16 protein-coding genes are annotated in these 17,546 nt (G+C 66.8%); 3 read left to right on the top strand and 13 right to left on the bottom strand.

Features of this window, described 5'->3' with window-relative positions; genetic code table 11:
* From ABZW18_RS27975 to ABZW18_RS27955, 5 genes are all read right to left on the bottom strand, one after another.
* Positions 1 to 766, bottom strand: a 766-nt coding sequence (locus ABZW18_RS27975; protein WP_356192562.1) for a tryptophan 7-halogenase, incomplete at its 3' end; no start/stop codon positions are given.
* Between the two features lie 458 nt (positions 767 to 1,224).
* Entirely contained in the window at positions 1,225 to 1,902 is a 678-nt protein-coding gene (locus ABZW18_RS27970) for a hypothetical protein (RefSeq protein ID WP_356192559.1), read from the bottom strand.
* On the bottom strand, positions 1,899 to 2,222 hold the full coding sequence (locus ABZW18_RS27965) for a helix-turn-helix transcriptional regulator (protein WP_356192556.1): 324 nt from the start codon (positions 2,220 to 2,222) through the stop codon (positions 1,899 to 1,901). The genes ABZW18_RS27970 and ABZW18_RS27965 overlap by 4 nt, the downstream gene beginning before the upstream one ends.
* A 62-nt stretch (positions 2,223 to 2,284) precedes the next feature.
* A complete protein-coding gene (locus tag ABZW18_RS27960) occupies positions 2,285 to 3,562 on the bottom strand; it encodes a cation:proton antiporter (RefSeq protein WP_356192553.1) in 1,278 nt (425 codons plus the stop codon).
* Between the two features lie 266 nt (positions 3,563 to 3,828).
* Positions 3,829 to 4,527 carry a 4'-phosphopantetheinyl transferase superfamily protein gene (locus ABZW18_RS27955; RefSeq protein ID WP_356192571.1) on the bottom strand — a complete coding sequence of 233 codons (699 nt, stop codon included), beginning with the start codon at positions 4,525 to 4,527 and terminating at the stop codon, positions 3,829 to 3,831.
* A 783-nt stretch (positions 4,528 to 5,310) separates the two neighbouring features.
* On the opposite strand from ABZW18_RS27955, the gene ABZW18_RS27950 reads away from it, so the two are divergent.
* Positions 5,311 to 6,171: an AraC family transcriptional regulator gene (locus ABZW18_RS27950; RefSeq protein ID WP_356192550.1), complete on the top strand. Its 861-nt coding sequence runs from the start codon at positions 5,311 to 5,313 to the stop codon at positions 6,169 to 6,171.
* An 82-nt stretch (positions 6,172 to 6,253) separates the two neighbouring features.
* On the opposite strand, the gene ABZW18_RS27945 is transcribed toward ABZW18_RS27950, so the two are convergent.
* Positions 6,254 to 7,576: an NAD(P)/FAD-dependent oxidoreductase gene (locus ABZW18_RS27945; RefSeq protein ID WP_356192547.1), complete on the bottom strand. Its 1,323-nt coding sequence runs from the start codon at positions 7,574 to 7,576 to the stop codon at positions 6,254 to 6,256.
* A gap of 81 nt (positions 7,577 to 7,657) precedes the next feature.
* On the opposite strand from ABZW18_RS27945, the gene ABZW18_RS27940 reads away from it, so the two are divergent.
* Complete coding sequence (locus ABZW18_RS27940) at positions 7,658 to 8,320, top strand: TetR family transcriptional regulator (RefSeq protein ID WP_356192544.1); 663 nt, start codon at positions 7,658 to 7,660, stop codon at positions 8,318 to 8,320.
* On the opposite strand, the gene ABZW18_RS27935 is transcribed toward ABZW18_RS27940, so the two are convergent.
* The 7 genes from ABZW18_RS27935 to ABZW18_RS27905 all read right to left on the bottom strand — a co-directional run bounded on the left by ABZW18_RS27935 (position 8,312) and on the right by ABZW18_RS27905 (position 16,769).
* Positions 8,312 to 10,921, bottom strand: a complete 2,610-nt coding sequence (locus ABZW18_RS27935) for a LuxR C-terminal-related transcriptional regulator (protein WP_356192541.1) — start codon at positions 10,919 to 10,921, stop codon at positions 8,312 to 8,314. The two genes, ABZW18_RS27940 and ABZW18_RS27935, sit on opposite strands and share 9 nt — an antisense overlap.
* A gap of 325 nt (positions 10,922 to 11,246) precedes the next feature.
* On the bottom strand, positions 11,247 to 12,758 hold the full coding sequence (locus ABZW18_RS27930; RefSeq protein ID WP_356192538.1) for an MFS transporter: 1,512 nt from the start codon (positions 12,756 to 12,758) through the stop codon (positions 11,247 to 11,249).
* 84 nt (positions 12,759 to 12,842) lie between these two features.
* Positions 12,843 to 13,046 carry a DUF6059 family protein gene (locus ABZW18_RS27925; RefSeq protein WP_356192535.1) on the bottom strand — a complete coding sequence of 68 codons (204 nt, stop codon included), beginning with the start codon at positions 13,044 to 13,046 and terminating at the stop codon, positions 12,843 to 12,845.
* Between the two features lie 173 nt (positions 13,047 to 13,219).
* A complete protein-coding gene (locus ABZW18_RS27920) occupies positions 13,220 to 14,815 on the bottom strand; it encodes a multicopper oxidase domain-containing protein (RefSeq protein WP_356192532.1) in 1,596 nt (531 codons plus the stop codon).
* Positions 14,812 to 15,189, bottom strand: coding sequence for a hypothetical protein (locus ABZW18_RS27915; protein ID WP_356192529.1), 378 nt, complete (start codon positions 15,187 to 15,189; stop codon positions 14,812 to 14,814). Before ABZW18_RS27915 ends, ABZW18_RS27920 begins: the two co-directional genes overlap by 4 nt.
* A gap of 195 nt (positions 15,190 to 15,384) precedes the next feature.
* The gene (locus ABZW18_RS27910) at positions 15,385 to 16,245 is read right to left on the bottom strand and encodes an AfsR/SARP family transcriptional regulator (protein WP_356192526.1); all 861 of its coding nucleotides are present in this window, start codon (positions 16,243 to 16,245) and stop codon (positions 15,385 to 15,387) included.
* The gene (locus tag ABZW18_RS27905; RefSeq protein ID WP_356192523.1) at positions 16,242 to 16,769 is read right to left on the bottom strand and encodes a flavin reductase family protein; all 528 of its coding nucleotides are present in this window, start codon (positions 16,767 to 16,769) and stop codon (positions 16,242 to 16,244) included. The genes ABZW18_RS27910 and ABZW18_RS27905 overlap by 4 nt, the downstream gene beginning before the upstream one ends.
* A 442-nt stretch (positions 16,770 to 17,211) precedes the next feature.
* Here ABZW18_RS27905 and ABZW18_RS27900 point away from each other — a divergent pair, with 442 nt between their 5' ends.
* Complete coding sequence (locus ABZW18_RS27900; protein ID WP_356192520.1) at positions 17,212 to 17,538, top strand: TcmI family type II polyketide cyclase; 327 nt, start codon at positions 17,212 to 17,214, stop codon at positions 17,536 to 17,538.
* Positions 17,539 to 17,546: the final 8 nt, after the last annotated feature.

Genomic DNA, 17,546 nt, shown 5'->3' with positions numbered 1-17,546 from the left:
AGAGCTCATGGTTATCGAACGGGATGATCCAGAACCAGCCGCGCTCGAAGAGGTGGTGCATGGTGCCCTCGTGCCAGCGCACGGGCGGCCGGCTCTCGGCGGGGGCGCGCACCACGTCGTCGAAGGGGCGGACCCCGATCATGTGCGTGAACAGGGAGCGGGAGTGGTGCTGGAACCGGGCGGGCTGCTCACGCAGCCCGAAGAGGTCGGCAAGCGGCGACCGGAAGCCGCTGGCATCCACCAAGTAGCGTGCCCTGACCTGCCGTTCGTCGGTCCCGGTCAGCGTCACACCGTCGTCGTCGAAGTCGACCCGGGCAACCCGCCACTGCTGGCGGGTATCGCAGCCGTGTTGGACCGCGACCTGGAAGAGATAGGCGTCGCTGTCCTGCCGGAAGAGATGGCTCGCGGAGGTCAGTGCGTCGGGGATGACGAACTGGTGCGCCTCTGTCGGGTCGGGCTCCTCGCCGGGCCGGTGCAGCATAAAGCCGAAGTGCCGCTTGGCACCGAAGGTGTTGCTCACCTTCTCATTGATGGTGTTCGCATCGGCGAGTGCGTGGAACTCGGGGATGTCGTAGCGCTCGGCGAGCACCTGGAGCCATGCGACGAGATGGGGGATCATCGACTCCCCCACTGCGAACCGCGGGTGCGTGCCCGCGTCGGCGAGTAGCACCTTGGCGCCACTGCGAGCCAATACGGCGCCGAGGGCGGATCCGGCGATGCCTGATCCGAGGATCACCACGTCGTAACTTGGCGTCTGGTTGGCCACTGTCGGTTCCCTCCGAAGTCGTCGAGTCCCGGACGTCTCAGTGCTCCACGTCCGTTCCCTCACCTTGTCGGTAGCCGATGAAGGCGCGAAAAAGCGCCGTCGAGCGGGTCGTTTCCTTGGGCCGGATGCTTGTCCGGGGGCTGCAAGCAACCGGCCCAAGGAGCTCAGGAAGACCAGCGCGGCGGTCACGACAAGCGGCAGCACCATGCTCTCCACGGCACCGGCCTCCCTGTAGCGACACTATTGTGTAGCCGCGCTATCTATAGTGCTAATGTAGCGTCCCATCAGGCCCGATGCAAGAACGGCCAGTTCGACGGCGCGTAAACGAAGAGCTCCCATCTCGGGTGATAACGAAGAAAGTTGTCGCCCACGATGGGAGCTCCGCCGACCGCAGCCGTGCGGAGGGGGCCGCGGCGGCGGGCACGACGGACGGTTTCGGGCGCCGGAGTTCGCAGGTTCTACGAGGAGCCGGTTGCCCGTACGACGGCCAAGAAGCGTTTCAGGGACAGGCCGAAGTAGCCGCCCGCCATCACGGTCAGCGTCGCCGGTATGGAGACCATGGACCAGTCCAGGGATTCCGGGTGGTTCAGGCCTCGGTTGAGCAACAGGAAGACCAGCGCGCCCAGCACGCAGAGCATGCCGATGAGCGCCCCGAGCGTGCCCGTCGTGACGGTCATATCCCGTGCCGCCCTCGCCGCTCGGATCCCACTGCCGCTCCGCAGCCCCGAGATCGCCCCGGCGAGCGAGAGGACACAGCCGAACACCACCGCCGACAGGCCCATCAGCAGCAGCGGCGGATGCTGCCCCCACGGCCCGGGCGGGCCGCCGAGCAGTGCGTACGCCCAGGTGGCCGCGAGCAGTGGCAGTACGCACATGGCCCGCAGCGACAGGCGGTTCGCGCTCAGTCGTAGCGTCGCATCGTTGTACGCCCGGGCGACGTCCTTGGCCGAGCCCCACTCCTGGACGGCGCGGTGCGCGGCCTTCTCGGCGTCGGCGCAGCCTTCGAGGTTGGCCTCAGCCGCGCACAGCAACCCGTCCATCACCTCGTCGGTGATCGCGGAGCGCCGTGCGTGCGGCCCTACGAGGTGCTGCGCCAGGCGGTCGGTATAGCGCTGCAGTACTGCCGCCTCCGTCACGCGCTGCCTCCCAGTACCACCGAGATGACCGAGGAGACTTCCTGCCAGGCCGTGCGCTTGTCCGCCAAGGCACGGCGTCCCGCCGAGGTCAGGAAGTAGTTGCGCCGGCGACGGCCGTTGTGTCGGGACCACTCACTGCCGACAAGTCCCGCGGCCTCAAGGCGATGCAGGGCCGGGTAGACAGTGCCCGTCGGGAGATTGATCGCATCTCCGCTGCGTCGCTTGAGCTCCTCGATGACCGCATAGCCGTGCAGTTGGCCGGCCTCGAGTACCGAAAGGAGCATCCCTTCCAGGTTCCCTCTGAGGGTTTCTGCCTTCATGTGTAACCACACTACACATCGGCGCCATTGACAGGTAGCCTCACGCCGTGCTTCGCATACCCTCACGCCGTGCTCTGTGCGCCCCGCGCCGTGGCGGCCTGCCCTTCCGGCTGTTCGGAACCGTCCCGCGTGGACAGCGGGCCGCCCTGCCGCCTGTCCAACAGCGAGAGCAGCGGTCCCGTCATGGCCGTGGTCACCAGGGCCATGACGACCATGAGCGAGTACAACGATCCGTCGAGCAGCCCCATTTGGAGACCGACGCCGAGGATGACCAGTTCGGTCAGGCCTCGCGTGTTCATCAGTGCTGCCAGCATTGCGGACTCCCTGGCCGGAAGCCGTTGAGATCGGGCCCCGGCGTATGTGCCGCAGAACTTGCCTCCCACCGCCACCAGCACGATGGCGCCGAGCTCGACAAGCCCTTCCATGCCCACGGTGCGCAGGTCCACCTTGAGTCCGGCGACCACGAAGTACACCGGGAGCAGCACGGAGGTGATCTGGCCCGTGCGGTCGCAGATTTCATCCCGCAGCGAGGCGATGGCCTCCCGAGGCAGCAGCACGCCGGACAGGAAGGCCCCGAAGATGTAGTGCATCCCCATGGCTTCGGTGGCCGCCGAGGACAGCAGCGCGCCGATCAGGATGAACGTGAGCCTCAACGGCGTGAGGGGTTGCGCCTTTCCGCCCGGCATGAACACCCGCCGTATCAGCGGCCGGATGGCCAGCAGTACAGCGGTGAAGGGGATCAGCAGGGACACCCGCCAGTAGTCGCCGGCGCCGCCGACCACAGCCTGCACGCCCGCAAGGGCCGACCAGGCTACGACATCGACGAGCGCCGCCGTGGCCAGTGCGAGGCCGCCGATCTCCGAGCGGCCCAGGCCGCGTTCGGAGATGATGCGGGCGAGCACCGGGAACGCCGTCACCGACAAGGCCAGGCCCATGAACACCACGAAACTGGCCGGCTGGTCGGTCTCGTGGTTGCGCAGCAGGTAGAAGGCGAGGCCGACACCGAAGACGAACGGCACCAAGGTCGACCCCAGGGCCGCCGTGGCTGTGGCTCTCCTTCTACCGTGCAGGGCGCGGTGTTCCAGCTCCAGGCCCACGATGAACATAAACAGGGCGACCCCGACATCAGCCAGGCCGGTCAGCAACGGGCGGACGTCCATGGGGAACAAGGTGTCGGCGACCACACCGTCGAACAGTGTGGGGCCGAGGAGGATGCCGGCGAGGATCTCGCCGATGACGGATGGCTGCCCGACCCGCACCGCCAGGACCCCCAGGCCCCGAGCCAGCAGCAGGATGAGCGCAAGGTCCAGGAACAGCAATTGCACTTGATGGCTGGTCATGAGTAGTGGAGGCACCAATCAGGTCGCGTCGGCAGGCTCGGCTGCTCCAGGAGTGAGCGGTTGCTGCAGCTGCTGCGGTTACTGGGGTTGTGGTGATACGACCAGTCGCGCCGTGCGGAAGCGAGCAGAGCTCTCTTTGGGCACCGGCGTCTTCGTCAGCTCGGTCGACTTCTGGAACTCCGAGGCAAATGGCGTCTGGAGAGCTGGAGAAACCGGTCCGTCTCTTCGTTCCCCACGGGCTCCCTCCTGGGAGCCTCCTCGGCATCTCAAGACTGCGGTGGCCTCCGCGTCGCTGTCATCGCCGAGATTGCCCACTCGGTTCTGCAGGGACCGCGACTGGCGGTGACGACGACTCCATCGCCGACAGCCCAGCGACCGGTGAACTCCGCGAGGGGCCCGTACCCCGGCACCACGGGCGCCGGCACGAGGAGTCGCGCTGTGAAGACGCCGAGCACCGGATCGACGTCAAGCTCCGCATCGGTGAACTCCAGCCAGCAGCCGGTCAGTGGGTACCTTGCCTTGTAGACGGACTCCTTCGCACTGAACAACAGCCGGTCACAGGACAGCTCCGGCCTGGAGTCCAACAGCCGTGCAAAACGGCGCCGTTCGCTGCCCACTGTGATAGCGCCAAGGACTCCGCTGGGCAGCTGGTCGTTCGGTTCGGCGTCGATGCCGAGGGTCAGGACATCGCGCTGCCGGGCCACGGCCGCGGCCCGATAGCCGTGGCAGTGCGTCATGCTGCCGACGATTCCGCTCGGCCATCGTGGAGCGCCCCGGTCCGTCGTCACGATCGGCACCGGGGGGATGCCGAGCTTCCCGAGCGCACGCCGTGCACAGTGCCTGGCGGTGGTGAATTCCCGGCGCCGCTTGGGTACCGCGCGGGCCACCAACGCCTCCTCCTCCGGGTAGAGGCCGCCGACCGCCACGTCCTCGGCCGTGGCCACGGCGGCCACACTCGGCGGCATCAGGTCCTCAATTCGGACCCCAGTGAATACCCGAAACACCTCTTCCACACTTTCAGAATTTACCAAGTGCCAGCCCCGCAACCCGAGAACAACGCAGTAAGAAGGCACCCATCCACTGGAAACTTCTCAACATCGGGACTTCCGACAATTTGTCCAACACTCCAGGCGATCCCCCATAGGTACTGATTGCCCCATTTCGACCTGTCCGAAAACTGAGTACCAGCTACTCATGCGCCCGCCCACAAGGTTGTGATCATCTGGTAAAGGATTGCGCAGCGAGAGCTTCGCGATCAAGCAGAGAGGACGACACCGATGAGTTCCCACAAGGGACAGCCCTATTTCGAAACCCGGCTCGACCCTGCCGACCTCGGACCCCAGGACCGCCCGACGACCTGGCTGAGCGACTAAATCTTCTGCTCCCGACGCGGGCATTATCAGCCCGGCCCGCACTCCCGAGGAACGGTTTCGAGTCGCTTCTTGACGACCTCGGCACCGTCGCACTCACCGGCCTCCTCCCCCCACCTGACGTGCTCGGACATGCCTCGCATCCGCAGAGCGAACACCGAGACGCAGCTCACGGCCCGGACCCCTTGGCTGCAGTCATCTCCCGCAGCCTGTCCTGCGCGTTTCCCCTCAATTCATCGCGCATTGGTTCCTGTGCACTCCGCACTCTTCAAATATTTTCTGGGCTTCACGTCAGGTGCAGATCAGCATGCACGAAAAACGACTGCATGCACCGCTGGAGGACTACGGATGAAGCAACATCGGATCAGCGAATTCCCCATGCTGCCCGAGCATGAAGAGCAGGGAGTCCAGAGGATGAAGCACCTCGTAGAGCGCGCGGTCATCACCATCCGCGAACGGTTCCACGAGCCCATCGGCCTCGATGATCTCGCCCGCTCTGCCATGGTGAGCAAGTTCTACTTCCTACGCGTTTTCCGACGCATCACCGGTGTGACGCCCGGTAGATTCCTCAGCGCGGTACGGCTACACGAAGCCAAACGTCTGCTGCTTGATACATCCCTCAATGTCGCCAACATCTCGACGCAGGTGTGCTACAGCAGTGCCGGCACGTTCTCACGCCGTTTCACGGCCTCGGTCGGAATCGCTCCGACCCGCTATCGAAGAATCGCTCACGGCGACGATATCGAGCATCCGAAGATATCCCCGCTGCCGGTGTCCTCGGGGCCGCTCGGGTCGATTTCCGGGACGATGCACGTCCTGGGAGTGCCTCGGTCGCCCCTCTGCATCGGGGCCTTCGACAGCCCCATCATGCAGGGGCAGCCCGCGGCTTTGTCCATGCGCACCGGGGCGGGGTCGTTCTCCTTGAACAACGTGCCGCCGGGTACCTGGTACCTGCACGCGCTGGCGCACGATGCGCAGCCGTCGCGCGAGTCGGACAGCCGTAGCTCGCTGCTGGTCGGCACGGTGGGCCCGGTGCAGGTCAGCGCCAACGACCACATTCGCCTCGATATGGCCGTCAAGCCCGAGGACTGGACCCGCCCGCCGGTGCTGCTCGCGCTGCCCGGCTTCGATCCGCTGCCCGCGCCGGCGCCGTCCCTGGCCGCCGCCCGGAAGACCATCCGCATGCCGAGGCCGTACGGTCTTCCGGACCACCTGATGCGCGCCCTGGCGACCGACTGACCCGCTGACCGTCTCACCAACCGCCGATAGCCAAACCCGCGACTTCCGGTCGCGGGGCTTGGCCGTAGGCAGCGTTTCCATGTCATAGGCCGAGTTTGGCGAAGACCTTGCGCTTGAGCGGCGGACAGGATTGCACGGTCCGCAGGAATGTCTTGAACGCGGCCCGGGCAAAGCGGTTTTCGCCGACGAACTTGGTCGCGGAACGCTGTGAGGAACGGACGGCATCGAAGCCGTATTCGGTCATCTCGGCCTCGTAATTGTCGATGGCCGTGATGATTTCGGCGTCACCGCGGTGTGCGGAGGCGAGTTGTCGACACAGCACGCGGGCGTCACGCAGTGCCGTGTTGGCGCCGATGCCGCGCATGGGGGTCATGGCGTGGATGGCGTCGCCGAGCAGGGTGACCTTGCTCGGGGTCCAGCGGGGTATGGGCTCGCTCATCCGGATGGGCAGCACGGTGACGGTGTCGGGATCCGCCTCGGTGACCAGGGTCCGCAGGTCGGGGTGCCAGCGCTCGATCATGCCGACCAGCAGGTCTTGGAGCGCGGGGCCGTCCAGGCCGGCGAGATCCGTGTCCGCGGGGAAGCGGTCACCTACGGCGGCGAAGGCCCAGAGCAGATAGCTGGAGGTGTTGTCGTACGTGCTGCCGTCGCGGTCGGTGCTGCCGATGCCGTCCACCCGGAGCTCAGAATCGTCGTCGTAGATATGCGGGGCGACGAACATGCCGCAGCCGGCGGGCGGCAGCACCACCGCGCTGGTCCGATGGAGCCGGGCGTCGACACGACTACGACTCTCGGGCGTGAGCAGGTACTTGCCGGCGATGGCGCGGATACCCGTGTCCAAGCGCTGGGCATGCGGAAGGTATTGGGCGCGGACACGGGAGTTCGTGCCATCGGCGCCGACGATGACGTCCGCGAGCGCGGTGGTGCCGTCAGAGAAGTGGGAGACGAACCGTCCATCGGACCGCTTCTCGTAGCGGGTGAAGGTCTTACCGAAGTGGACGTTGTCGTCAAGGCCGTTGAGCAGGACCTGGCGCAGGGTGATCCGGCTGACCGAATGGTGCGCCTGGGTGGGGTCGTTCTCGGGCGCGACGTCCACGGTGACAAGCGTTTTCATCCGCTCGGTGAGCATCTCGAAGCCTTGGGCTCCGGTGCCGGTGGTCTCGAGAAATGTCTTCCACAGGTGCGGAGGCAGCAGCTCGTGCAGTGCCGCGGCGCCATAGGGGTTGACGTGGACCCGGTAACCCTGTGCGCGGCAGACCGGTGTGCGATCGCGCTCGTAGACCTCCACTGTGACGCCCTGTCGGTGGAGGCCTTGAGCAAGCGCAAGGCCTCCGATGCCTCCTCCGATGATCGCGATGGTCGGCGCTGCCGGAGCGGTGGACCCATGAACGCGTTGGTTCGTCATATCCAGCACTTTCACTCAGTCAAGTGAAACTGTCAACTGCTGTATGGAAAAAGTCACTTGGGTGACTGATATCGTTTCAGCGTGACGCGACAACAGCAGCGCAGGGCAGTGACCGGGGAGGAACGCCGACGGGATCCGGAGCGGACGCGGCAGAAGATTCTGCGCGCGGCGCTCAGCGAATTCGCCGCGCACGGCTATGCCGCCACCCGCACCAGCGACATCGCCGGCCGGGCGGGCGTGAACACCCAACTCATCTCCTATTACTTCGGCGGTAAAGAAGGCCTTTATCGGGAACTCATCCGGCGCTGGCACGAGCGGGACAACAGCCCTCCCGACCCGGGCCGGCCCTTGTCCGAGGTCGTCACCGGATACTTCAAGGTCAATGTCGACGAGCCGGAACGGGGCCGGCTACTCATCTGGGCGGGCCTGACCGACGCCTCCGATGACCCGCACCTGCAGCCGCGGCTGCAGCAGCACGTGGAGGACCTGCGCCGCCGTCAGGCCGCCGGCGAAATCGCGCCCGATATCGCCCCGGCGTATCTCCTGCTCACTTTGTTCGCGGCGACCGCAGCCGGCTCGGCCCTCCCGAACGTCGTACGCGCTGTCACCGGCCTGGACCCCACCTCCAAGGAGTTCGCTGAGCGCTACTCCGCCGAACTCACCCGCATCGTCGGCCATCTCGCCCCCGCACCGGTACCGGCACCGGCACCGGCCCACCAAGGCGACGACCGTCCCTCACAGTGATTCCCGATCGGACGACGTAGAGCGAAAGCCCAGGTGGTGTGTGAGTTCGGCGCGGGTGGCGACGCCGAGCTTTCCGTAGGCCCGGTGCAGATGGTTCTCCACCGTGCGGACGGATACGACGAGGCGGTCGGCGATCTCCCGGTTGGACAGCCGCGCGGCGGCCAATGCCGCAACCTCCAGCTCGCGGATGGTGAGTTCGGCGCGGAACCCGCAGTCCTGCGAGGGCCCGAGGGCCGCCCACCCCGGCAATGCACTGTCGTACCGGGCCAGCAGGTTCCGGCTCGCGGCCCGTGCGGCACGGCTCTTGCGGTGCCGCCCGGCTGCCTGCTGAGCGCGGCACGCCTGGGCCGAGGCCTCTGCCGCCAGCGGCAGCAGCTCCAGGGCGGCGAAGCGCACGGAAACGGCCGCCAGGGCATCCCCGTCGTTCGCGGCGAGCGCCCGTATATGGCTCTCCTGCAGCACGGCGAATCCGGAGCCGGCCGGGCCGGACATCCCGGACAGCCGATCGACGGCCTCCGTGGCCGTGCCAAGGCGGGCCGCCAGGTGCAGCGCGGAGAGTGCCTGGGTACGGCGCCCTGCGGCGCCGGCGCTGTCCGCGACCTTCAACGCCTGACGCACGGCGTCGGCATGGTCGCCGACATGCGCGAGGACCAGCGCCCGCTCCATCGCCATGGCGTCCGAGACGAGGGAGTAGGGCACCGTGCTCTCATGTGCTGAACGGGCCTCGACCAACGTGCGCATCGCCTCCGTGTTCTCACCGGCCTCGGCGAGCGCGCCCGCGAGCTGTGCGAGTGTCCAGGCCTTGGTGGTGAGCCAGTCGCCCGGGCCCTGATGGGCAGCGGCCTGCCGGAGAAGATCGACCGCCTCGGCGGGCCGGCCGGAACTTCGGTACGACTGCGCCTTGAGCAGGGCGATGTGCAAGCGGTAGCGGGGATCGTCCTCGGCTTCGTAATCCCATGGCCTGTCCAGCAGGTCGGCGGCCGCGGCCGGGCCACCGGCCTGGAGGACGGCACGCGCAAGCACCACTCGGTGCAAGAGACGGGCCTCATCGTCCCAAGTATCCAGGGCAGGAGGGAAGTTCCGCAGCAGGGTGAGCGCACCGTCGGTGTCACCCAGCTCGTTGCGGGCGAACGCGAGGACAGGCAGGGCCTGCTGCGCCACAAAGGAGCCCGGCGGCTGCGCCGACACGGCCTCGCTGAAGACGAGCACATCGTCAAGGCGGTCGGCGAGCAGCCGTACGAGTGCCCAAGCGCCCAGAAACGTTCCGTGTCCGTCCGCTCCGACTGCCGCGACCGCCTCATCCACGATGGCCTCGGCGTCGGCGATCCTCTGTAGCCCGAAGACCAGGTTGAGCACTCGGTCCCGTAGCGCTGCCGCGGACTCGGCCGAGACCGCGCCGGTGTTCGGCAGCCGCGCGAAAAGGGTCTCGGCCTCGAGGTGGCGGTGCTGACCGGCCAGGGCCTGGCCCAGTGGCAGGGCGACCGCGAGCGCCGTGCCGTCGTCAGCGGCGCCGGTCAGCCGGCACAGCCGTTCGGCAAGCGCGAAGTCCTGGCGGCGTAGCGCGGTCCTGGCCGCGGTCCGCAGCTGGGCGCCATCCGGAATCCTTCCCGCGTCGAGCCGGAGCGCAACGATGCGTGCCATGTCGTCGCGTCGGCGGGCTCCCGTGCGTTCGATTGCATCTGCGATCCGGAGCCGGAGCCGACGTGCCGTGAGCACGGGCAGCGACGACACGGTGGCGGGCCCGCAGATCGGGTGGGCCAGTCGCAACCGCAGGCGTAGATTTTCGCGTTCGACCACCAGGATGCCGCGTCGGTTCAACGCCTCGGCCGCGTCTGATAGTTCGGCGACGACCGGCAAATCGACCTCCAGGGACCCGGCGAGCGCCACCAAGTCGACGAGTTCGCATTCGTCCGGGGCCAACTCGCCGAGCAGCAGCTGGGCGAGATCGGCCAGACGACCGTCCAGCTTTCCCGTCAGGCCGGGCCACTGCCAGCTGTCCCCTACACGGCGCAGGCTGCCTTCGGTGAGCGCGTGGTCCGTCAGTTCCTGGAGCATAAAGGCGTTTCCGAGGGTGAGTTCCCAGAACCGCTCCAAGGTATCGGCCGCCACATGTCCGCCGAGCCTGGCGGTGAGGACCTTGGCGACATCCGAACGATCGAATGCGCCGATCTCCAGGCGCTCGATCAGCTTTTCCACCCAGAGGCGGTTGATCGCATCCGGTGCTTGGGCGCGGGCGGGGATGGCTGCCAGGACGGATGCCCGGCCGTCACACACCAAGCCGTATAGTCGAGCAGCCGTGTGTGGGTCGACCAGATGAGCGTCGTCGACGCCGACCACGCGGCGTTCCCCTGGGCCGGGATGCCGGTCGAGCTGCTCGGTGAGCGCGCCGTGTGTGGGCCCGCCCGCGCCATTCAGCCGCGTCACGATTGCACCGCTTCGAGCCGCCCGGTCAAGCGCGGCGCGCAGCAGGCTGCTCTTCCCGACTCCTGAATCGCCGATGAGGAGCGCTCCGTTTGTCCTGCAAGTAGCGACCTCAATGGCCTTGAGCTGCGTCTCCCTGCCGACGAAGGGCCGATCGGCACGCGTGATGTCTGACCGCATTTCCTCTGCTACTTCCCCGCGAGAACCGACTTGAGCAAGGCTTCGCCGTGAGAAAGAAATCGCTGACTTGCGCGACTTCAACCAGCCCTAAGCTGCGGAATTCCACCGACCCCCGTTTCAATCTGTGACAAATTCCGCAGAACACGCACGCCAGACCAGTCGACATGACTAAGCATCAGCGGTTGGCCTTGCGCGAGCAGCACGCTACATGATCACCTTCTTGCTGCCCACTCTGCCTGACCTGCAAGGACGCCCCAAGTCCCCGTCTCCGGGCGGAAAGCAATGATTGAACACTCAACTAATTCCCGCTCAACCTTTCGGCTCGTCATAACTCCCTTGATCTACTAGGCTGGTGGGTCCACCCGGTGCCCGGTGCGGCTTGTCGAGGAACCCTAGTCCGATTCCGCTTGCCCGCGTCGATGACGACTGCTCCCATCAGCATGCCCACAGCGAACACCAGCGCCGAGCCGATGAACCCCCAGGCGTATCCATGGGTCATGGCGTCCACGGCGCGCTCCACCAACGTGAAGTCCCGTGTGCGCAAGCCGGTGAAGTAGACCTCGTCGGCGTCCGGCAGCCGCTGGTTCGCGACCGCGTTGGACAGCGTGGCCAGCGTGGCCAGACCCACTGCTCCGCCGACCTGCTGCGTGGTGTTGAGCAACGCCGATGCACTGCCCGAGTCCGTCTCGTCAACTCCGCGCAACACGCTGAGCGTCAGCGGCACAAAGGTGATGCCAAGTCCGACCGCGGCGACGAACATGGCCGGCATCAGCTCGGTCGTATAGGAGGAGTGCGGCGTAAGCCGGCTGAGCCAGAGCATCCCGGCCACCGCGACCGCCATGCCGGGTGCGACCAGGAGTCGTGGCGGCACTTTGACCGCCAGTTTGGCCCCGATCCCGGCCATCAGGCTGACCCCGAGGCTGAACGGCAGATAGGCAAGGCCGGTCTGGACGGCGCTGTAGCCGAGCACCTGCTGCATATACAACGTCAGGAAGTAGAACGCAGCGAACATACCGACACCGACGAGAAACATGGTCGCGTAGGCACCGACGCGATTGCGGTCCTGCAGCAGGCGCGGGGGCAGCAAGGGGTATCGGCTGCGCGCCTGGATGACGGGAAAGACGGCGAGCTGCACTGCGGCGGCGGCGAAGCAAGCGAGGGTGAGGCCGTCGCCCCAGCCGCTCTCCCCGCCGCGAGTGATCGCGTAGACAAGGGCGAGCAGGCCGGCGGTCCCCGTGGCGGCGCCCGGGATATCCAGCTTCCCCTTCGCTCGGTCGCCCTCGCCGAGCACAACGGTGCCAAGGAGCACGCCCGTTGCGATGGGAATATTGACAAGGAGTACCCAGCGCCAGTCGAGGTACTCGGTGAGCAGGCCGCCGAGCAGCAGACCTAGTGTCGAGCCGACGCCGGCCATGGCGGCGTAGACGCCCATGGCCCGGTTGCGCTCCTTGCCCTCGGTGAAGGTCGTGGCGATCAACGAGAGCGTGGTGGGCGCGGCGACCGCGGCGGCGATGCCCTGCACCACACGTGCGGCGATCAGCAGCCCCGAGTTCGGGGCGAGGCCGCCGAGCAGTGAGGCCAGGGCGAAGGCGGCGATACCCGCCCGGAAGACACGGCGGCGGCCGAACAGATCTCCGGCGCGGCCGCCGAGCAACAGCAGCCCGCCGAAGGCGAGGGCGTAGGCGTTGACGACCCAGGCCAGGTTCTCGGCGGACACCTTCAACGAGGCTTGGATGCTCGGCAGGGCGACGTTCATGATCGTGGCATCGAGCACGACCATCAGGTAGGCCGCGGCCAAGACGGCCAGCGCTATCCCTGGATGGCGGGTACCTGGCACGGGCAGAGCATCACGCGGGACCGAGTCGCCCCGTTCTCCAAGTGACATAAGACCTCCAAGGGGACGTACGGCCGGGACCTTTCATCACCGCTTCATCTCGCCCTCATCGGCCAGTTGGCGCGCGAGGCCGCGCTCTGTCTCGGTCAAGGGCTGGTCCGGGCAGAGCCGTTCGGGGTGTCCCGCGGCGGGCTCGTCCAGCGGAGGAGCCGGAATGTAGACCCACCCCTGACCGAGGCCGATCAGTCCATCCAGGAAGAAGCGCAGCAGGCGGGCGACGTGAGAGCGCATATGTGCATGCTCGTACAGCGCGCTAAAGCCGCTGCAAAGAACGCTGTTGCCTGCAATCGCCACTGCGACGACCTCAGGGGCACGAGCGCGGCGCACCGGCGGCCCCCTCAGCACAAAGTCCGGCACCCCCGCGTTGCGAGGGTGCCGGACCTGCGTAGGGACTCACGCGATGGTCACTCGGTGACGAAGTCGCCCATCATCGCCATGTCCTCGTGCTCCAGGTTGTGGCAGTGGAGCATAAAGGTGCCCGCGTAGTCGGTGAACTTCACTGCAACCTCGACCGTTTGAGTCGACGGAAGATCGACGGTGTCCTTCCACCCCACGTCGTACGGACCCGGAGCGACGTCGTTCCGGGAGAGCACCTGGAAATGATTCAGGTGGACGTGCACGGGGTGGCGCTGGTTGGTGGTGAACCGCCAGATCTCCAACTGCCGCAGCTTCGGGCGCGCCAGGGCGCGGCCCGGCTTGTAGGGCTGGTCGTTGATGACCCAGCCGTACCTGTCCTGCCGGAAGTGGAAGTCGCGGGTCATCACGGCCTTCGCCGGGTCAAGACGCGGGAAGCGCACCAATTTATCCGGCACCTTCGCGTCGTCCGAGACGGCGCCGGCCTTGATGTCGAACGCCATCACCTCGCGCGCCGTGCCATCGGCGAGCGTGTTCACCAGGCGCACCCTGGTGCCGGCCCGCCAACGTGAGAAGTCCACGACCACGTCGGCCCGTTCGCCGGTGCCGAGATGGATCGCGTCATGCCGCACGGGACGCTCAAGGAGTCCACCGTCGCTGCCGACCTGGGCGAACGCCTGCCCGCCCGATGGCTGCTGGTCGAACTGGAGCGTGTACGGGCGGGCGTTGGACCCATTGAGGACCCGCAGCCGGTAGTGGGCGCGGTCGACCTCGTGCACCGGCCAGGGCGCACCGTTGACCAGGATGGCATCTCCCAGGACGCCGTCCATGAACTCATCGGTGATACCGGGCCGAAGCAGCTTGGTGTCCGTCAGCGGATAGCGGAACGAGCCGTCCTCCTCGAACGCCCGGTCCGCGATCAGCAGGGGGATGTCCCGGTCGCCCTTGGGCAGCGGGAGCTGCTCCTCCTCGTCGTCCTGGACGAGGTGGAATCCGGCGAGTCCGCGCCACACGCTCAGACCCGTCCAGCTCATCCGGTGGTCGTGGTACCAGAGCGTGGCCGCCGGCTGGTTCATGGGATACGTGTACGTGCGCTCGCCCTTGGCCATCCCGAGCGTGCCGGGGGGCCGGCCATGGGCCGAGTGGCCGTGCATGCCCTCCACCATCGCGGCCGTGGCCTGGTCGGCCGAGATGCTGCCGTCCGCCGGCAGGATCAGGTCCGTGGGGTACCCGTCGCTGTCGGCCGGCGCGTGGCCGCCGTGCAGATGCACCACGGTCGGCTGCGGCAGCTCATTGCGATGCTTGACCCGGGTGCGTCGGCCCGAGCGCGAGACCAGGGTGGGACCGGGGAAGGTACCGCCGTACGTCCACGCCTGTGTGCGCAGTCCCGGCAGGATCTCCAAGTCGGCGACCTGCTGGGTGATTTCGTACGTGTCGGTGGTCCCGCTCGAACTCACGGGCTCCAGGACCTTGGGGATCGGCAGCTTCACTTCGTACGGCTTGGGCAGCTTCGCCCTTGACGTCAGCAGGCTGCCGGGGCTCACGCCCTGCCCGCCGCGGCGAGCGCTGCCCACCAGCGGCACACCGACTCCGATGAGTCCTGCGACACCGAGCGCGCTGCCGCCGAGGAATTGTCGTCTCCTCATGACACGAGCTCCGCGTTCCGCTCGGACTCGGCGGACTCAGTGTCGGTCTGCGCGGGTGCGCCGGGGGCGATCCAGGCCAAGGTCACCAGAACGGCGATGGTGCTCACGATCAGCACACCAAGGGCGATGTGCACGGGCACTATGCGGTTGGTGCCGATGGTCGCCTGCACGGGTACGGCGATGAACAGCACGATGGAGACGGGCACCTGCCACTTCGGGCCGCCGGTGCGCCGGAACCAGATCGCGATGATCAACGTGATGAGCGCGAGACCCGCGAGCACAAAGCCGTTGATCTGATGCATGGCCAGCGAGTCGTAGTCGCCGCCGAGATAGCCACCGGCCAGGCCAACCTGCACCAGGGCCGTGAATGCCATCAGCGTGGTCGTCGCACGGTAGAACGTACGGGCTCTGCGCCCGCCTGTCGGAGGTTGGGGAGACGAGTTGGTCATTACTCCGCTTTCTGATGTTTTCCGTTCCGGCGCGCCCGGCCGTGCCCCCGGAAAGACGCACCTCAGATGATCCTTCGCTTCCTCAACTGCCGCTGTCATCTCCTAAATAGCTGCATGCGGTCAGGCCGAGGCCCGTGACTCGAGCGGGAGAGCCACGTCGTCGGTGAGGACAGCCTGGTGGGCCCTGCGCAGTTCCAGGCCCGGTTCGATGCCGAGCTCCTCGATCAGCTGGCCGCGGGTGCGGCGGTAGGCGGCGAGCGCCTCGCCGCTGCGCCCACTGCGGTGCAGGGCCATCATGAGCCGCGCGCAGAAGCCTTCGTTGAGCGGATCCTCCGCAAGCAACCGGCGCAGCTCACCCACCAGTTCTGGATGACGACCGAGCAATAGGTCCAGATCGATGCGCCGCTTCAGCGCGGTCAGCCACGCCTCGTCGTACTGCAGGGCGGCACCCGCGAGCGCGGGGCTGTCGCGGAGGCCTTCGAGCGCGGGGCCGCGGCGCAGCGCCAGTGCCTCGCGGTACTGGCGCGAGGCCAGTTCGTGGTGGCCGGCCTCCGCGGACTCCCAGGCAAGGGCAGCCATCCGGTCGAAGCATACGGTGTCCAAGATGCCATCAGTGACCTGAAGTTGGTACCCGGGGGCCCGGGTCCGCAGGGTGCACCACCGGCCGTCGAGCCCGTGCCGGATCAGGAACTTGCGCAGCTGTGAGACATACACGCGCAGCGCGGCCAGGGCGGTGGCCGGCGGCTGGTCATCCCACAGTTCGCAGATCAGCGCCTCGTTGGAGACAGTGGCGTTGGGGCGGATGAGCAGGGTGGCAAGGAGCTGGCGCAACTTGCGCTGGGGCAGGGCGACTTCGGCCGGGCCCAGGTAGACCTCCAGTGGCCCGAGGAGCCGCAGGGCCACCGTGTGCCCGGTGGCCGACTCCGCCTGGGCGACCGCCTGCGCTTGAACAGCCGTCCCGGCTTCCATGAGCACGGTCATGCGTCACCCTCCAGCCGCGGGTGGGAACTTCGGAAGAACGCCAGGGGCTGCTCCTCGCGGAGCAGTCCAAGGTCGACGACCTCGCCGAGGACGATCTCGTGGTCGCCGGCCGAGTACAGGTCGTGCAGACGGCAGTCGAGGAAGGCAAGCGAATCGTCGATCACCGGCGATCCGGTCACCCCGGAGCGGTGGGCCAACTCGCCGAAGCCGGCGGTGTCACGGGCGGCGAACGCACGGCACACCCCCGCCTGGTCGGAAGCAAGGATATTGACCGCGAAACCGCCGGACCCGCGAATGGCCGGCATTGCTCTGGAATCTCTATGGATGCAGAAGAGCACGAGCGGCGGATCGAGTGACACCGAGGTGAACGAATTCACCGTGACACCGACCGGCTCCTTGTCACTGCCTTGACAGGTAATCACCGCAACGCCGGTGACAAACTGGCCACATACTTCACGGAACACCCCTCCATCCACGGGCGCGGGGCGCAGTTTCTTGGATTCAGAAACGGCCAGGATTTCCATTTTTGACCCCTTGGAGTGAAAGCATTAGGTCATCTTCACGGGCGACTGTGCAGCACCAGAAATAGCATCGGGTTCGGCGTGGCAATACCGTAACGACGGGGACTCGGGATCGCCTATCGGCCAAAGGATGAGACCCCTCATACTTTCGTCCGAAGCAGCGGTACCGACGCCTGGCGTCTCTAGCAAAGTCGCAGGTAAAAGCCGTATTTGTAGTCGGAGCCAAGCTCGCGGCACGCGTAGACTGGGCAAATCAGGAGATGCCCATGACCGTTGCCTCGGGCGTCTTCCCGGTCGTGTAGAGGCCCGCATGGGGCCGTTTCTTCGCTGCTCGGAAGCCTTTCCGTAGCCGGTTTTTCCCTGCCCTCATCCGCGCTTTATCGACCCGAGTGAGTCTTATCGAGGCGCCTCGCCGTGCGGCGCATCTGGAACGGAAGGGAAAAGAATGCGCAGTACCCTCATCGTGGCTCGCATGAAGCCGAACGCTGAGAACGACGTGAAGCGCATCTTCGGGCAGTCCGACGCCGGAGAACTACCTCATCTGATCGGAGTCCGGGAACGCCGACTTTTTCGCTTCCACGATCTCTATATGCATTACATAGCGGCCGACGACGATGTCCGCCCGGCGATCGATGAGGTGCGCGGCCATGAGCTGTTCCAGGACATCGGCGAGCAGCTGAGCGCATACATCACCGCCTACGACCCGCGGACCTGGCGCGGCCCCAAGGACGCCATGGCCCAGGAGTTCTACACCTGGCACGCGGACAGCTGACCGCTTAC

This window comes from Streptomyces sp. NPDC004647, assembly GCF_040609575.1.
Classification (GTDB): domain Bacteria; phylum Actinomycetota; class Actinomycetes; order Streptomycetales; family Streptomycetaceae; genus Streptomyces.
Note: the sequence above shows the minus strand (reverse complement) of the source record. Positions and strands in the feature narration are given on the sequence as shown.

Excerpts from the sequence above, each read along its gene's own strand:
- ABZW18_RS27965 (WP_356192556.1), bottom strand. The coding sequence starts at position 2,222 with ATGAAGGCAGAAACCCTCAGAGGGAACCTGGAAGGGATGCTCCTTTCG.
- ABZW18_RS27960 (WP_356192553.1), bottom strand. The coding sequence starts at position 3,562 with ATGACCAGCCATCAAGTGCAATTGCTGTTCCTGGACCTTGCGCTCATC.
- ABZW18_RS27955 (WP_356192571.1), bottom strand. The coding sequence starts at position 4,527 with ATGCCGCCGAGTGTGGCCGCCGTGGCCACGGCCGAGGACGTGGCGGTC.
- ABZW18_RS27950 (WP_356192550.1), top strand. The coding sequence starts at position 5,311 with ATGCTGCCCGAGCATGAAGAGCAGGGAGTCCAGAGGATGAAGCACCTC.
- ABZW18_RS27945 (WP_356192547.1), bottom strand. The coding sequence starts at position 7,576 with ATGACGAACCAACGCGTTCATGGGTCCACCGCTCCGGCAGCGCCGACC.
- ABZW18_RS27935 (WP_356192541.1), bottom strand. The coding sequence starts at position 10,921 with ATGCGGTCAGACATCACGCGTGCCGATCGGCCCTTCGTCGGCAGGGAG.
- ABZW18_RS27925 (WP_356192535.1), bottom strand. The coding sequence starts at position 13,046 with ATGCGCTCTCACGTCGCCCGCCTGCTGCGCTTCTTCCTGGATGGACTG.
- ABZW18_RS27920 (WP_356192532.1), bottom strand. The coding sequence starts at position 14,815 with ATGAGGAGACGACAATTCCTCGGCGGCAGCGCGCTCGGTGTCGCAGGA.
- ABZW18_RS27915 (WP_356192529.1), bottom strand. The coding sequence starts at position 15,189 with ATGGCATTCACGGCCCTGGTGCAGGTTGGCCTGGCCGGTGGCTATCTC.
- ABZW18_RS27910 (WP_356192526.1), bottom strand. The coding sequence starts at position 16,245 with ATGACCGTGCTCATGGAAGCCGGGACGGCTGTTCAAGCGCAGGCGGTC.
- ABZW18_RS27905 (WP_356192523.1), bottom strand. The coding sequence starts at position 16,769 with ATGGAAATCCTGGCCGTTTCTGAATCCAAGAAACTGCGCCCCGCGCCC.
- ABZW18_RS27900 (WP_356192520.1), top strand. The coding sequence starts at position 17,212 with ATGCGCAGTACCCTCATCGTGGCTCGCATGAAGCCGAACGCTGAGAAC.